The organism is Cetobacterium somerae, assembly GCF_022430525.1.
In the GTDB taxonomy this organism is placed as follows: domain Bacteria; phylum Fusobacteriota; class Fusobacteriia; order Fusobacteriales; family Fusobacteriaceae; genus Cetobacterium_A.
In genome coordinates, this window is record NZ_CP092520.1 from 355,509 (window position 1) to 371,883 (window position 16,375).

11 protein-coding genes are annotated in these 16,375 nt (G+C 27.7%); 4 read left to right on the forward strand and 7 right to left on the reverse strand.

All coding sequences use genetic code 11. The features are described from left to right. Window positions 1-2: 2 nt before the first annotated feature. From MKD34_RS10640 to MKD34_RS10655, 4 genes are all read left to right on the forward strand, one after another. A complete protein-coding gene (locus tag MKD34_RS10640) occupies window positions 3-1,835 on the forward strand; it encodes a sigma factor-like helix-turn-helix DNA-binding protein (RefSeq protein WP_240220135.1) in 1,833 nt (610 codons plus the stop codon). A gap of 110 nt (window positions 1,836-1,945) precedes the next feature. Continuing rightward, window positions 1,946-4,807 (forward strand): UvrD-helicase domain-containing protein, encoded by a 2,862-nt coding sequence (locus MKD34_RS10645; RefSeq protein ID WP_240220137.1) that lies wholly within the window; start codon window positions 1,946-1,948, stop codon window positions 4,805-4,807. Continuing rightward, window positions 4,804-6,735, forward strand: a complete 1,932-nt coding sequence (locus MKD34_RS10650) for a [FeFe] hydrogenase, group A (protein WP_240220139.1) — start codon at window positions 4,804-4,806, stop codon at window positions 6,733-6,735. The genes MKD34_RS10645 and MKD34_RS10650 overlap by 4 nt, the downstream gene beginning before the upstream one ends. A gap of 76 nt (window positions 6,736-6,811) precedes the next feature. After that, the gene (locus tag MKD34_RS10655; RefSeq protein ID WP_240220141.1) at window positions 6,812-8,275 is read left to right on the forward strand and encodes a DUF4403 family protein; all 1,464 of its coding nucleotides are present in this window, start codon (window positions 6,812-6,814) and stop codon (window positions 8,273-8,275) included. A gap of 38 nt (window positions 8,276-8,313) precedes the next feature. Here the strand turns inward: MKD34_RS10655 and MKD34_RS10660 are convergent, their stop codons facing one another. From MKD34_RS10660 to hydF, 7 genes are all read right to left on the reverse strand, one after another. Next, window positions 8,314-9,261, reverse strand: a complete 948-nt coding sequence (locus MKD34_RS10660) for a Gfo/Idh/MocA family protein (RefSeq protein ID WP_240220143.1) — start codon at window positions 9,259-9,261, stop codon at window positions 8,314-8,316. Window positions 9,262-9,336: 75 nt separating this feature from the next. Then, window positions 9,337-9,975, reverse strand: coding sequence for a cyclodeaminase/cyclohydrolase family protein (locus tag MKD34_RS10665; protein WP_240220145.1), 639 nt, complete (start codon window positions 9,973-9,975; stop codon window positions 9,337-9,339). Continuing rightward, window positions 9,976-11,232, reverse strand: a complete 1,257-nt coding sequence (gene hutI, locus MKD34_RS10670) for an imidazolonepropionase (protein WP_240220147.1) — start codon at window positions 11,230-11,232, stop codon at window positions 9,976-9,978. Window positions 11,233-11,252: 20 nt separating this feature from the next. Continuing rightward, window positions 11,253-12,149, reverse strand: a complete 897-nt coding sequence (ftcD, locus tag MKD34_RS10675) for a glutamate formimidoyltransferase (RefSeq protein ID WP_240220156.1) — start codon at window positions 12,147-12,149, stop codon at window positions 11,253-11,255. Between the two features lie 12 nt (window positions 12,150-12,161). Further along, window positions 12,162-13,694 carry a histidine ammonia-lyase gene (gene hutH, locus MKD34_RS10680; protein WP_240220159.1) on the reverse strand — a complete coding sequence of 511 codons (1,533 nt, stop codon included), beginning with the start codon at window positions 13,692-13,694 and terminating at the stop codon, window positions 12,162-12,164. Between the two features lie 18 nt (window positions 13,695-13,712). After that, the gene (locus MKD34_RS10685; protein ID WP_240220162.1) at window positions 13,713-15,011 is read right to left on the reverse strand and encodes a Na+/H+ antiporter family protein; all 1,299 of its coding nucleotides are present in this window, start codon (window positions 15,009-15,011) and stop codon (window positions 13,713-13,715) included. Between the two features lie 174 nt (window positions 15,012-15,185). Next, complete coding sequence (hydF, locus tag MKD34_RS10690; RefSeq protein WP_240220164.1) at window positions 15,186-16,373, reverse strand: [FeFe] hydrogenase H-cluster maturation GTPase HydF; 1,188 nt, start codon at window positions 16,371-16,373, stop codon at window positions 15,186-15,188. Window positions 16,374-16,375: the final 2 nt, after the last annotated feature.

The window sequence follows — 16,375 nt, forward strand, 5'->3', positions numbered from 1 at the left end:
TGATGAGTACATACAAATTATGGTGCAACTACCTTAGAATTGATAGATTTATTTACCCTGATGAAAAAAAATTAAAATTTTTAAATTTTTGTCAGGAAAATAATGTAATTTACCTATCTGAAATAGATGAGGAGTTACTAACTCAATACTCCAAAGTACCTGGTGTTGGTCCTGGAAGAATTGCAGATATAAAAAATGATCTGTCTGAAATTGTAGAAAGATTTTCAAAACAAAAAACTTTTAAAAAGATTGTTGATTGTCGGTTAGACAAAATAATTTTTAATATAAAGCATATTGAAGGAATAACAGTTGGAGAATTTCTAAACTATAATCAAAAGGATATTGATTCTTTACAACTAACTAATAATGAACTTGAAAGAATATATGAGATATGTACTACTACACTTCCTCTGGAAGAAACTTTAAAAAAAATTAAAACCACTCTTTCTCAAGATGATATTCAACTTTTAGTTGATAGACTTGAAAATAATAAAACTTTAGAAGAGATTGGTACCCTAAGAAATATTAGTCGTGAACGAACAAGACAAATTGAAATAAAATTAAAACAAATTATTGCAAATGTGTTTAAAAATACAAATCTAAATATTGCACTAAAAATCGAAGCTGATTTTAAAGATGAAATCTCTCTAGATGAAATGTTCGAACTTTTTGGCAAAGATTATCGTTTTTTAGTTAGCTTCTTAAAAAGAAATGAAATTTTCTCAAGACCTTTTTATATAGATTTCTTAGATTTATTTCTTTTTGATAAAAGAGAACGATTTTTTAAAATTTTCTATTCACTAGAATTTACTAATATTTTAACTACAGAAAACGTAAAAACAATTAGAAGTAGTTTTAAAAGCTTTAAATGGATTACCCAAGAAGAAATTGAAAAAATAATAACAAAATTAGGGTATGAGAAACATGGAAAATATTATGTTCAAAATAGTGGATATAAAGATATTTTAGAGCTTTATTTTGTTAAACTAGTTTCTCATCCATTGAGAGTCGATGAAAATACAATTAAGTTAATTATTGAAGATATTAACTCTAGACTAGATTACAATCTTTATTCTGAAGAGATTAAGAATATGAATGATAACACTGCAATTTACTTAGCTCGTAGATTAGAAGGTCTACTTTCAAGAATAGATGGTATTATAATGACAGATTCTAGAACTTATATTCATATAAATAAAATAAAATATAATGTTGAAGAGTTTTTAAATTTAAAAAATACTATTCTTTCTTTTAATGAAAATTATATTGATAGTATTGCTGTTTATAAAAATTTAGAAAGCATACTAAATAGTATTGGTATTTACTCTGATCATGTTTTTTACTCATTATTTAAATATCATTTTGCTCAAGAATTAAACTTAACTACAAATGGTAATAGTAGAGTTTTAACAATTGGAGATCAGGGATTTAATAGAGTTGATGAACTTGAAAAATTTATTGAAACTGAAGGTAAAATATTAGAAAAAAGTTATATACAAGAAAAACTTAATTATTCTAACGTTTCTTTAAATAATGCCATTGATAATTCGAATAAAATTATAAGTTTTGATAGGTCTTTTATCGGATTAATAAATTTTGTTCAAATGTCAAAAAATGAAATTGAACTTTTTAAGGAACTTATTATCTCTAATGATAATGATGGTAATGTATCTATACCTGAATTAATAAGTAAAATAAATCTTAATAAAAGTTTTAAAGCCTTTATTAAGAAAAATAATATAAATAAATACTTTATTGCTTCTTTAGTTAGATATTACTTTCCTGAATATAAGGGTGGATGTAACTTACTTAGTAAAAAAAGTATTACAAAATGATTAGAGTCTGGTTAAATCTAGACTCTTTTTTCTTTTTAATTCTTAAACTTCTTGAAAATTTAACTAAAATGATATAATATTTAATTAAGTCAAATTTTTGGAGTATACATATGAAATTTTTAATTACTGATTATTTTTTTAAAAGTATTCCCATTGAAAAAAATAAAAAGGTTCTTGATAAACTTTATTTTTTTTATAATACAATTAAAAATTATAAAATTTTGTCTTATAATCTTCCTAAAGGTTTTTGGATTAAAAAAATTGCAGGAGCTAACTCTCTTTACGAGTTTAGAGTAGATAGTGGTGACCGTATTTTTTTTCTTCTTAATAGCTTTTCAAGAGATGATATTGAAGGGAATCTTATTTTTCTTATTTATTCCTCTCATGATATGGCTATAAAAAAAGCTAAGCGAAAAGAGATTAATGAAAGTTCTTTAAAAGATTTTATAGTCTTTGATAAAGAGGACAATATAGAATCTATTGATGAAAATTTCTTTAACTATAATAATTTAATTACTTATGAAATTATTGATGATTCTCATTTTGTAGAAAATTTTTATAATAAAAAATATAAATACTATTATTTAAATGATGAACAATATTCGTGTCTTGTAGATTTACCTCCTCATTTTATTGCCGGTAGTGCTGGTAGTGGTAAAAGTACAATAACATTAAGAAAACTTTTAAATTTAGAAGAAAATTATGAGTTTTATGATATATCAAAAATTCTGTATTTAACAGCTAATAGATATTTAAAAGATAACTCTTTTGAACAATATTTAGAATTTCGAAAAGAGGGTAAAAAAATTGCTGATTTTTTTACATTAAAAGAGTTTATATGTCAAAAATTACAAGTTTCATCAAAACAAATTATTGAATTTAATAAATTTAAAGAATTTTTTCTTCTTTCCTATCCTAATAGAAAAAAGTTTAATCTTTCTATTGAAGAGATTTATTCAGAAATAAATGGAATTATTAAAGGGCTTATGATTAAAGGAAATGCAGATAATTGGAATAGAGACTTAAATCAACGGACAATAGCGTTAGAGGATTATTTAAACTTAAGTTCTAAATATTCAACACTAGATAGAGAAAATCGAATATTTTTTTATGAAATATGTTTAAAGTATAACCAATGGTTAGATGATAATAATCTTTTTGATTTAAATGATCTTTCTTTAACTCTTTTAAAAAAAGATATTCAATTTGACTTTATTATAATAGATGAAATTCAAGACTTAACAGAGTTACAAATTTTTGCTTTAACTTCTCTTGTTAAAAATAAAGAAAACTTATTCTTAGCTGGAGATATACATCAAATGATAAATGCAACTTTTTTCAACTTTGAAAGAATGAAAAATCTTTTTTACTCTAAATACAATAAAAAAGTTAATATAAAAATTCTTTCTAAAAATTATCGAAGTTGTAAAAAAATTGTAGATTTAGCTAATTATTTTGCTGAACTTAGAAGTTCATACATTGGAAATTTAGGAAGTGATGATTACAAAGAGATTGCTATTCAAAAAGATGGTGAAGTTAACCTAACTACAGTAAATTTTTCTCTCCTTGAAAAAGCACAAAATGATGCTAATACTGCTATCGTTGTTTCTGATGCAAAAACAAAAACTGAACTTCTTGAACAATTAAATAATAAGCATAGAGTTTTTTCTATTCAAGAAATTAAAGGATTAGAGTACAGTAATATCATTTGTTACAATCTATCATCGACTTATAAGTCACAATGGGAAAAAATTTTTTCTAAAGTCACTAAACATGATCAAAAGTACAGAAAATATTTTAATATTTTTTATGTTGGAATTACTAGAGCCCAGGAAAACCTTATCATCATGGAATCTAATATAGAAAATAATAAAGTTCTACAAGAACTTCATAATTTTTTAACACCAAATGATAATATTAATATAACAAAGAGTACTAATGATGCTCTAAACGAAAAAGATGATTGGTTAAAAGAAGGAATTAAACTTTATAAACTTGAACAATTAAGTGAAGCTCAATATGCTTTTGAAAAAGCTGGGGAACCTACATGGATTTTAGAAAGAGATCTTGAAAATGATATATCAGACCTTAATTTTAAATATGCAATTACTAAACTTTCAAATAAATTATTAAAAAGTAAAGAAGTTTTTTATAGAAAATTAATCATCGATACTGCTATTGAAAATAATCTTTTTTTTACTGCTGCTGAATGCAATCGTTCTTTTGGAATAGCTTATAAAGATAAGGAAATTAAAGAAGGAATTAAAAAAGGTGTTTTAGAGAATAGATATACCCAAAAAGAGCTTCAAAAAATTATCCAACTTTATAAAGAGCGAAAAGATTCCAACTTCGTCGGAGATTTACTCTTAAAAATGAAGCGTTTCAATGAAGCATTAATTTTTTATCAAAATTTAAATAATATTCCAGGTATAAGGTTAGCCCGTTGTGGAATTTTACAAGATTATTTTAAGAATCTTCCTAATTTTCAAGATAAGGTTGCGGAACTAGATGAACTTATTTTCAATAAAAATATAAATAGTTTTGACAAAAAAGATAAATTAACCGCTTTACACAAAGCTCTTTTAGTTAAAACCGATCCTGTACTTTTTGAAATGATAATGTATCTAGGTGGTAATTTAAATACTTTCGTAAAAGGTAAAGATTTAGTACCTTTTTATTGTTTATATAATATGACTTTATCAAAAGAACTTCAGTCGATATTCTTAAATATTTTCATTAAGTTTAACTTTAATTTTAACAATAAATTATTTTTTCCAACATATTTAAAAAGCATTCCTATTTTTAAACTTTTATTACATAAAGGAGTTTTTGATTTAAACTCTTATGAGAACACAATTAATGAACTACTTAATAAGTTAACAGACCTTTCTAATAATAATCTAGAAAAAAGGAAATTAATTTTATATAAGAATATAATAAAAAACTACAAAAATAAAAAGGAGAATTTATGAACAAGAAGCAAAACTTACTTAGAACAACTTTAGGTTCTGTCTTTATGGAAAGCGATCTTATGGGGGGACTTGTAGGAGAAAACAGACTAATTACAATTTCTGGAAAAGTTAATAATCCAGGAATCTATGAAATTCCTGAAAATGCTACTCTAAAAGATATTTTAGATATTGCAGGAGGAATGAAAAATGGAAAAGACTTTAAAGCAGCTCAATTTGGATTACCTTTTGGAGGATTTGCTACTAAAGAATCATTAAATGAAATTGTTGATTTTGATCACTTTTTTGATTCAAAACATCCAAAAGCACTAATCGTTTTATCTAACGAAAGTTGTATTGTTCAATTTGCTAAATATTATATTGAGTTTATTTTAGGAAAACTTTCTAAAGGAGAGTATAGAGAGTATCTTATTGCAAAATTTGAAATAGAAAGATCTTGGAGAGTTTTAGATAGAATCTCTAAAGGTAAAGGAAATATGAGAGACCTTTATCTTTTAAGACAACTTTCTAAAAATATAAAAGAAACTACTCAACAAAAACACAATTTAATAGAAGAAGCTATTGATGCTTTTTATCATGAATTTGAAGAGCATATTGAAGAACATAGATGCTATACTGGAGAGTGTCCACAATTAGTTAAATTTAGAATTACAAGCAAATGTATAGGGTGTACCGCTTGTGCTAGAGTTTGTCCAGTTCATTGTATTGAAGGAAAAATAAAAGAGAGACATCGTATTGATATTGAAAGATGTACTCACTGTGGTCAATGTGTTGCTGCTTGCCCAGTAAACGCAATTAATGAAGGAGATAACAGTTTAAAATTCCTTAGAGATTTATCTACACCAGGTAAAGTTGTTATCACTCAAATGGCACCTGCAGTTAGAGTTGCTTTAGGTGAAGCTTTTGGATTTGAACCTGGAGTTAATATTGAGAAAAAAATAAATGGTGCTCTTAGAATGCTTGGAGTAGATTTTGTTTTCGATACTACTTGGGCAGCTGACCTTACTATAATGGAAGAAGCTACAGAGTTCCAACAAAGATTAGAAGCATTCTTTAAAGGTGATGACAATGTTAGATTACCAATCCTTACTTCATGCTGTCCAGCTTGGGTTAAATTTATTGAACAAAGCTATCCTGATATGCTTGATGTACCTTCAACAGTTAAATCTCCTATGCAAATTTTCTCTACAATAGCTAAAGATATTTGGGCTAAAGAAAAAGGATATAAAAGAGATGAAATAACAACTGTTGCTATTATGCCATGTTTAGCTAAGAAATATGAAGCTTCTAGAGATGAATTTTCTAGAGGAGATAACTATGATACTGATTATGTTATCACTACAAGAGAATTGATAAAAATATTAAAAGAAACTGAAATTGATTTAAATGCAGTTGAAGAAGAAGAGTTTGACAATCCATTAGGAGAGTACTCTGGGGCTGGTATTATTTTTGGTAGAACAGGAGGAGTTATCGAAGCTGCAACTAGATCTACTATTGAAATGATTACTGGTGAAAGAATTGATAATATTGAATTTGAAGCTTTAAGAGGTTGGGATGGATTTAGAAGTTGTGATTTAACAATTGGTCATATTGAACTAAGAATCGGTATTGCTCATGGTCTTGAAGAAGCTAAAAAAATGCTAGACAAAATTAGAAGTGGTGAAGAATTCTATCATGCTATTGAAATCATGGCATGTAAAGGAGGTTGCATCGGTGGTGGTGGACAACCTAAAGCTATAAAAAAACAAGAAACTCTTGAAAAGAGAGCACAAGGTTTAAATAATATTGACGTAGCTTCTGAATATAGAAGATCTCATGAAAATCCACAGGTGCTTGCTATTTATGAGAAGTACTTAGATTATCCTTTAAGTAGAAAGGCTCATGAGCTTTTACACACTAAATATTTCCCAAAAATAAAAACACATAGATAATGTGATTACAGAATATAGAAGTCCATTGTGACTTCTATATTTTTATATCTTTTAACCTATTTAACAGGAGGTTTATATGAAATATAATAAAATTTTTATCAATAAATATAATCTATCACTCTTTGCTCTACCATTTATTTTAGGAACATATACCTATTCAGAAGATAATTCTACATCTAAAGTTGATGTAGACATTATGATGAAAAAATCTATTGTTGAAAATATTATTAATAATCAATTACCTTATACAATTGAAGATTCAGGTTCTGGAAATCAAATTTTTAATGGTGGCAAAAATAATCTATTAGGATTTGGACTTGATATTCTTGGAAGTGTAGATAAAAAATTCTCACAATTTTCAGAATCTTTTGTTTGGGCTTATAAAATAAATCGTTCTCCTATTAGTTTTTCAGCACAAGAACAACAAATTCAAGCTGTCACTAATATTAATGGAAACTTTAAAGCAAGTTGGAGTAGAGAAAGTCAAAGTACTGAAATTGCACTAAATGGTACTGCTGGAATATCAAGTATCGTTAGTATATCTCCCAATTGGCAAATAAGTGCTAATAGCACACCATTTTTAAATATCTCTAACAATAATTTACCATTAACTTTAAATATTTATGGTCTTAATTTAAAAACCGATATAAATATTGGAGATAGTTTGGAAAAAAGTATTGTTTCAAAATTAAGAACTGCTACAAAGGAACTTGATAATAAAATTCAAGCCTTTGACTTAAGATCTCTTGTTGAAAAATATTGGTTAGAATTTAAAGAACCTATTTTAGTTAATCCTGAATATAAACTTTGGCTAACAGTAAATCCACAATCAGCAAGATATTCTAACTTAGTTACTACTGATAATAATTTAGGAATTAAAGTTGGTAGTGATGTTAATCTTCATCTATATTTTGGCGAGAAACCTGCTGCTTTAAATCTTACAACCCTTCCTAATATGAATTATGGATTTGTAAACGATTCATTTAATATTATATTACCTGTTTCAGCATCATATAAAAGCTTAAATGAAGTTATAAATACAAATTTAACTAATAAAGATATTCAATTGACATCAGGTATATCTTCAAATATAAAAAATATAAATATATCTTCAGAAAACTCAACTTTGTATGCTACATCTGACTTTAATCTATCTATCTTTAGTTTTTTACATCCAATTGGAACTATAAAGGCTAGTGTAAAACCTAATTTTAATAATGAAACTGGAACTTTAAGTGGTGACGATTTTGATTATACATTAGAAACTGATAGCATTATACTAAAAATAGGAAATTATTTCTTTAAAAATAAAATAATAAATTTAATTAAAAATAATTATCTATCTTTTAATCCAGCAAATGAAATGAAATTAGCTCAAAATTACTTACAAACAAAAGTTGAAAATATTGAACTAGAAAAAAATATCAATTTAAAATCTACTATAAACACTTTTAAAATCGTAGGTCTTAATATAAATAATGATTCTATTTCAGCTATTTTCAATACTAGTGGTAAAGCAACTATTGAAATATCTGAATAATTTTATACTTATTATAAAAATAGAGGAGAATATCTCCTCTATTTTTGTGTTAATATTCTTATTACCTCTTTTGATATTTCTTTAGTATTTATATCTGATTCAACTTTATCTTTTTTTATCAAATTTATAAACTCTTCTAATTCATAAATCATACTATTTTCTTCTTGAGGAACGCTAATATTTTCAATCTCACCATTTCTATAACAAATTTTTACCTCTTTTATATTAGAAATACTATCTATTATAATCGAACCTTTTTCTCCTTGAATTTCACTTCCTATATAACTGTTTGTTATTTTTGAATAAACTATTACTCCTGTCATATTTTTATACTCTAAAAGTGCACTTCCAATCCCAGGAACTCCACTTTCTAAAGTATAATTTATTATTTTACTATTTAATGGAATTCCAAAAAGTCTCAATATAAAATACAATGGATAAACACCAATATCTAAATGCGCCCCCCCTCCATATTTGGGATCAAAAATATTTGTTAATTCTCCATCTTTTAAATTATCATACCTCGATGAATATTGACAAAAATTTCCTATAAAACCTCTTACATCACCTATTTTATAGATATTTTTTTCTATTGACTTAAAATTAGGTAAGAATGTATTTTTCATAGCTTCCATTAAACTCACTTTATTTTCATAAGCTACTCTATACATCTCTTCAATTTCTTTTTCATTAATTCCCATAGGTTTTTCACACAATACATGTTTTTTACTTTTTAATAACTCTAAAGTCTGGTTATGATGCAACGAGTTAGGACTCGCTATATAAACCATATCTAAATCTTCTCTTTTACATAGTTCTTCAAACTCTATAATTATATCCTCTACTCCATATTTTTTACCAAACATTAATCCTTTTTCAAAATTTCTTGAATAAATTGCTTTAAGCTCACATCCCATAACTTTTTGAATAGCATTTGCAAATTCATCTGAAATTTTACTAGTACCTATTATCGCTATCTTTATCATTAGTATCTCCTTTATAAAACTTAATTTTCAAAAAAAAGATGACATAATTTTTATGTCATCTCTTGCTGTTTAAAGTTATAGGCTATTGTTAACTACATTCAAAATTTCATCTTTTAACTCTTTTGATGCAACTAATATTTCATCTAACTGATTAATAGTTTCCATTTTAAATCGTTCATCATCTAAACCTGCTAAATTAACTTTGACATTTAAAATACCACCTTCTATTCCAGAGTAAAGTAGTATTGCTGACACACCTAAATCTGTAATTGCATTTTTATTACCATATTTTAATATAATTTTTAATGCTTTCAAAGTTTTTTTTGAAATTTTACAAATTTCTAAAGGTGTTTCAATTGCTAATTTTAGATTTTTTTCAATAGTTATTTTTCTAATTTCTTTTTCAGCATCATTTTCTTTAGGAAGTTTATAAGCTGCCATAACTAAATTATATGCCTCTGTATCTTTATCTACTAATTCTTCAAGAACTTTTCTATAATCATCAATCTCTTCAAAAGCATTTTTAAAAATAATCTGTTCTTCTTCAGGTAACTCTTTATATTTCTTTTTATCAAACGTTAAGTGAGCAACCATTCTTCCTAAAGTACACCCTAATGCCGATACCAAAGCTGATACTGAACCTCCCCCTGGGGCTGGACTTTTAGAATCAACTATGTTTAAAAAATCTTTAACTGATAATTCTACTAGCTTCATTTATCCTCCTACCTTTTTATAAACTAAACATCCATTTTTGAAAACTTTTTTTGTATGACTTACACCAAAATGATATAAAATATACTCTATATTTTTAGCATCAAATACTACAAAATCCGCTTTTTTTCCTTCTTCAATTGAACCTATTCTTTTTTCTCGACCAATAGACTTTGCTGCATTTATAGTTACTGCTTTAAAAATCTCTTTAGGCTTCATCTTCAATTTTAAAGCTGCAATTTGCATTATTAATTGTAAATTTTCCGTTGGACATGATCCAGGATTATAGTCTGTTGATAGTGCTACTTGAACTCCTGATTCTATCATTTTCCTTGCAGGTGCATATGCTTTTCCCAAGCTAAAAGATGTTCCAGGTAAAAGATTTGCAATTGTTTTACTATTTTTAAGAGCTTCTATACCTTCATCACTTATTGCCATTAAATGGTCTGCCGAGTTCATTTCAAACTCTACTGCTAACTCTGCTCCTTTAGTGTTTACTATCTCATCTGCATGAATTCTTAATTTAAATCCATATTTTTTAGCCTCTGAATACAATCTTCTGCTTTCCTCATTTGAAAAAACACCCTCTTCACAGAAGACATCAAAAAACTCAGCTAAATTACGCTCTTTTATAATTGGAAGTAAATCTACAATCTTCTCAAGGTACTCTTCTCTTTTATTTTTATATTCTTCTGGTAAAGCATGAGCTCCCATAAATGTTGAAACTACTTCAATTTCTTGTTCATGGTTTAATCTTTCATTAACTTTAAGTTGCTTTAATTCTGTTTCACTATCTAATCCATATCCACTTTTAGATTCTACCGTTGTTACTCCAAATGATAACATTTTTCTTAAGGATTTTTTTGCTTTATCAAGGAGCTCTTCTTCACTTAACTCTCTAGTTGCTCTTACACTACTTAATATTCCTCCACCATTTTCTAAAATTTCTAAATATGGCACACCTTGAATTTTATCTAAAAATTCATTTTCTCTAGAACCTCCATGCACTAGGTGAGTATGAGAATCTATTAATCCAGGAGTTACTACACATCCTTCTGCATCTACTAATTTTGTTGTAAATTTTATCAACTTTGACGGCACTTCTCCCTGTCCAACTTCCATTATTTCATTTCCTGAAATTACTATATATCCATTTTCTAAAATTTCAATATTTTCCATTGGACTTTCTCCATCTTTTAACGGTATCTCTTTACCTGTTACTAATTGTCCTATGTTGTAAATTATTAAATCTGCGTTCATAAACTCACCTCATAAAAATTCTACTTTAATAACTCATTCTCTATTATTTTATCTATTTTAAACCCATCTAATCCTAAATAATATTCTATTGAATCAGATAAAGCCTCCATTGGAACAGCTCCTATTATTTCACTTCCAAGAACATTAACTCCGTATCTTTTTGCTTCCATTTTTACAGTTTCAAATACTCTATAAATAGGATTTTTCTTATAGTCCTTTATATTCATCGTTACTTGAACAATTCCTTTTTCTTTCATCTCAGCTGGTCCAGCCTGAATAAATCTAAATCCACCACTTGAAAATCTTATAGCCTTAGATATCTCTTTCGCTATATTTATATCTGTTGTATCTAAATTTATATTAAAAGCTATTAAAGGCATCCTTCCTCCTACTGCAGTTACTCCTGCTGTTGGATGAGGAGTTCTCTCTCCAAAATCTGGTTTCCATTCTTCTAACTTTAATTTTTCTTTCATTCCTTCGAATTCACCTTTTCTAATAGATGGTAACGAAACTCTATTAGGTGCTGTAGCTGATTCCTCATATAAAAATACTGGTACTTTAAACTTTTCCCATATTTTTTCGCCTACAATTTTTGAAAGTTCTACACATTCCGCCATTGTCATATCTTTTATTGGAATAAATGGAATAACATCTGTTGCTCCCATTCTTAAATGCTCTCCTTTTTGAACATTCATATCGATTAATTCTGTAGCTATTCCAACTGATTCAACTACTGCTGCCACAATATCTTCTGGTTCTCCTATTACAGTAATTACAGTTCTATTATAATCAGCATCTGGTTCACATCCCATAAACTTTATATTTTTATTATTCTTAAAAGGTGCTGCTATTTTTGCTATTTTTTCTAAATCTTTTCCTTCACTATAATTTGGAACACATTGAACTAACTTCTTCATTTTTACCCCCAACTATATTTTTAATTTACCCACATTCTCTTCTACTTTTACTACTATTTTATTAGTTTTAATTAACTCCTCTACTCTTTCTATATCAATATACATAACTCTATCTTTATCATAAAATTCAACTATTTCTCTCACTAATGTATGAGCTTCATTTGTTCCTTTACCTAATCTTTTTACATCTCTCAAATCAATGCCTTGACATGCAGCTAAAATTTCCATTGCAATTACTTTTCTAACATTTCCTAAAATTTCATTAGCTTTTCTAGCAGCTATAGTCCCCATAGATACATGATCCTCTTGATTAGCTGAAGATGGTATTGAATCAACAGATGCAGGATGAGCTAAAACCTTATTCTCTGAAACCAAAGAAGCTGCACTATATTGAACAATCATAAATCCTGAGTTAACTCCTCCATTTTCAACTAAAAATGCCGGTAACCCGTTATTCAAAGATGGATTGACTAATCTTTCTAATCTTCTTTCAGATATATTAGCCATCTCTGCTAAAGCTATTCCTAAAAAGTCGAAAGGTAATGCCATTGGCTGGCCATGAAAATTTCCTCCAGATAAAACTTCATTTTCTGTTGGAAAAATTATAGGATTATCCGTAACTGCATTCATTTCAATCTCAACTTTATCTCTTATATAATTTAAAGCATCTTTACTAGCCCCATGAACTTGAGGTGTACATCTAAGTGCATAAGGATCTTGAACTCTTAATTCTCCTTGCTTTGTTATTGCAGTACTATTCTTTAAAATCTTATTTACATTTTTTGCTGTATTAATTTGTCCTAAATGCCCTCTCACTTCTTGTATTCTTGGATCAAAAGCACAAATAATTCCATTTAAAGCTTCCATAGATAAACTTGCTGCTACATCTAAATGCTTCATTAAATTTATTGCATCATATACTGTATGAGCTCCAATTGATGTCATAACTTGAGTTCCATTAATAAGTGCTAATCCCTCCTTAGAAGACAAACTTTTTATAGGTTTAATTTTCGCTTTTTTTAAGGCTTCTTCCCCGGTATATAATTCACTTTTATAATAAGCTTTTCCCAGTCCTAACATAACTAAAACCATATGTGATAATGGTGCTAAATCTCCTGATGCACCTAATGATCCTTTCTCTGGTATATATGGTGTTATACCTTTATTTAGCATTTCTACTAATAAATCTAAAACTTTTTGACGTATTCCTGAATGACCTTGAATCAAATTATTTACTCTCAAAAGCATTATTCCTCTAACTTGATCTATTGATAATGGGTTTCCTACACCACATGCATGGCTTATTATTAAATTTCGTTGTAACGTAGCAGTTTCCTCTTTAGAAATTATACTATCTGAAAATTTTCCAAATCCAGTTGTTATTCCATATGATATTTTTCCTTCTTCTACGTAGTCATCCACTAATTTTCTAGCTATAGAAACTCTTTCTTTAGCTTCATCTGAAATTTTTACCTCATACCCATTTCTTGTAACATTAATTAAATCCTCTAAAGTTAGTTTTTTGTTTCCTATTAGTAGTTCCAAATCAATCCTGCCTCCTTTTTAGAATAATACTCCGCCAATAACCCCTGCTATTATAAGAGGTATATTATAATGTATAAATGTTGGAATACATGTATCCCTTATATGATCATGCTGTCCATCAGCATTTAATCCAGCTGTTGGTCCTAATGTTGAGTCTGATGCAGGTGATCCTGCGTCTCCTAAAGCTCCTGCACATGCGATTAATACAATAGTTCCTAATGGAGATATTCCTAATTCTATACATAAAGGAACGTATATAGCTGCTAAAATTGGAATTGTACCAAAAGATGTTCCTATTCCCATAGTTACAAAAAGTCCAACTAATAGCATCACAAATGACCCCATCAATTTACTTCCCCCTACGACACCAACAACACCTTGTACTAACGGTGCTATTGCTCCAGTCTCTCTAATAACGCTTCCGTATCCTGCTGCAACCAGCATAATAAATGCTATCAATCCCATAATTCCAATTCCACCACTTATTAATCCATCTATTTCATCCCATCTAATAACTTTTGTAGCTAACATAAATCCTATTGCCACAATTGCTCCTAAAGGAAGTGATCCTGTATAAAGTTGTATACCAAAAGCTATAATTGCTGATATTAAAGTATACCAATGCTTGAGTTCCATTTTCTCTGGAATATCTTCATGTACTCCACCTATTGATAACTCTTTATAATCTCTTGGTTTACTATAACTTACAAAGACAGCTATTAATAAGCCAGCTAACATAGCAATTCCTAAAATCCAAGTAGCTTTCCAAACTTGGCTTAACTCTATATTCATACCATTACTAACAATTTGATCTCTAATTATTCCATGAAAAATTAATCCAAATCCTACAGGAAGAACTATATATGGCATTTTTAATCCAAATGTTAAAGAACATGCCATAGCTCTTCTATCCATTTTTAATTCATCCATTAATTTCAATAAAGGTGGAATTAATATTGGAATAAAAGCTATATGAACAGGAATTAAATTTTGAGAAAAACAAGCTATTACAGCAATAATTAATGCTAATATCCATTTTTTTCCACTAACTACTTTAGATATCTTTTTTGATAAAAGTGCAGCTACTCCTGTGCTATTAATTGCTACAGCTAGCGTACCCAAAAGAATATAACTAAGTGCTGTTTCAGAGTTACCTCCCATTCCACCTATTAAAGTTTTCATAGTTTCGTTTATACCTATTCCTGAAGTTGCCCCTGCTACTAAAGCTGCCACTAATATTGCTAGAATTACATTTAATTTTAATAAACTTAGTACAATCATAGTAGTAACTGATAATATCACTGGATTAAAAATCATATGGCCCTCCCTTTACTTTTTTATTTTCTTAAGTGGTACTTATATTACCTCACAGATATTTTGAAGTCAATAGCTATATATAAATTTATTTATATTAATAACTTAAATAAAAAAAGCCATAAAATTAATTAAAAAAGAATTAATTTTATGGCTTTTTATTTTTATAAATATTTTTTATTTAAAAATTTCTAAGGATTTATCTAAAATTCCAGTTACTTCAGCTATAACCAATCCATAATTTGTTATTGGAACATTTAACGACATTGATTCATCTATTCTACTTTGCATATGTTTTTTATTTATCATACAAGCTCCACAATGAATAACTAAAGCATATTTTGATAAATCTTCCGGAAAATCTTTTCCTCCTACAAAAGTAAATTCAATCTCTTTTCCAGTATAATTTTTTACAAGTTTTGGAATTTTTACTCTACCAATATCTTCATGAGAAGTATTGTGAGTACAAGTTTCTGCAATTAATATCTTATCTCCATGATTCAAAGATTTAAGTTTTTTTACACCTCTAATCAAGTCATTTAAATCTCCTTTTTGTCTAGCAAAAAGAATTGAAAAACTTGTCAATTTAGCTCTATCATTTAAAATTCTATCGACATTTTTAAAAGCTTGAGAATCTGTTACAACTAAATCAATATTTTTAATATCCTCTAATGCACTTTCTAATTCAGTATCTCTTACCACATAACTTTTTATTCCATGGTCAAGACACTCTCTTATAAGTTGAACTTGAGGTAGTATCAATCTCCCTTTAGGAGCTTCTGAATCTACAGGGACAACCATTAAAACTTTCCCATTATAAGGAACTAAATCTCCTAAAAGTTTTGGCTCCTCTTTTTCTTTAGTTATTTCTTTTAAAATATTTTCTTTTAACATTAAAATAGAATCTCTATTTTTTGTTGAAGCAAATATTGCTCTTGGAAATATCTTTTTTATAACATCTTTTTCGTTTTCAGTTAAAAGATCATCTTTATTTATAACAAATAAAAATGGTATATTATATTTCTTAAATTGAATTTCCTGATCTTTATAGAACGCCATATCAATTTTTGTTGCATCCATAACTAAAATAGCAAAATCAGTTCGTTTTAATTCGTCCAAAGTTTTTTTCACTCTTAACTTTCCAAGAGTTGTATTATCCTCTAATCCGGCAGTATCTATGAATAACACTGGTCCAAAAGGTAAAAACTCCATAGCTTTTACTACAGAATCAGTTGTAGTTCCTTCAATTTCTGAAACTATCGCTATATTTTGCTCTGTAATAGCATTTAAAAGAGATGATTTTCCAGAGTTGGTTTTTCCAAAAATCCCTATATGTAACCTATTTGAATTTGGGGTATTTTTCATAA

Bases quoted from the DNA above. Each gene is read 5' to 3' on its own strand.
- ftcD (WP_240220156.1), bottom strand. From the start codon at position 12,149: ATGAAGAAGTTAGTTCAATGTGTTCCAAATTATAGTGAAGGAAAAGAT.
- MKD34_RS10650 (WP_240220139.1), top strand. From the start codon at position 4,804: ATGAACAAGAAGCAAAACTTACTTAGAACAACTTTAGGTTCTGTCTTT.
- hydF (WP_240220164.1), bottom strand. From the start codon at position 16,373: ATGAAAAATACCCCAAATTCAAATAGGTTACATATAGGGATTTTTGGA.
- MKD34_RS10640 (WP_240220135.1), top strand. From the start codon at position 3: ATGAGTACATACAAATTATGGTGCAACTACCTTAGAATTGATAGATTT.
- hutI (WP_240220147.1), bottom strand. From the start codon at position 11,232: ATGAACGCAGATTTAATAATTTACAACATAGGACAATTAGTAACAGGT.
- MKD34_RS10665 (WP_240220145.1), bottom strand. From the start codon at position 9,975: ATGAAGCTAGTAGAATTATCAGTTAAAGATTTTTTAAACATAGTTGAT.
- MKD34_RS10645 (WP_240220137.1), top strand. From the start codon at position 1,946: ATGAAATTTTTAATTACTGATTATTTTTTTAAAAGTATTCCCATTGAA.
- MKD34_RS10655 (WP_240220141.1), top strand. From the start codon at position 6,812: ATGAAATATAATAAAATTTTTATCAATAAATATAATCTATCACTCTTT.
- MKD34_RS10660 (WP_240220143.1), bottom strand. From the start codon at position 9,261: ATGATAAAGATAGCGATAATAGGTACTAGTAAAATTTCAGATGAATTT.
- MKD34_RS10685 (WP_240220162.1), bottom strand. From the start codon at position 15,011: ATGATTTTTAATCCAGTGATATTATCAGTTACTACTATGATTGTACTA.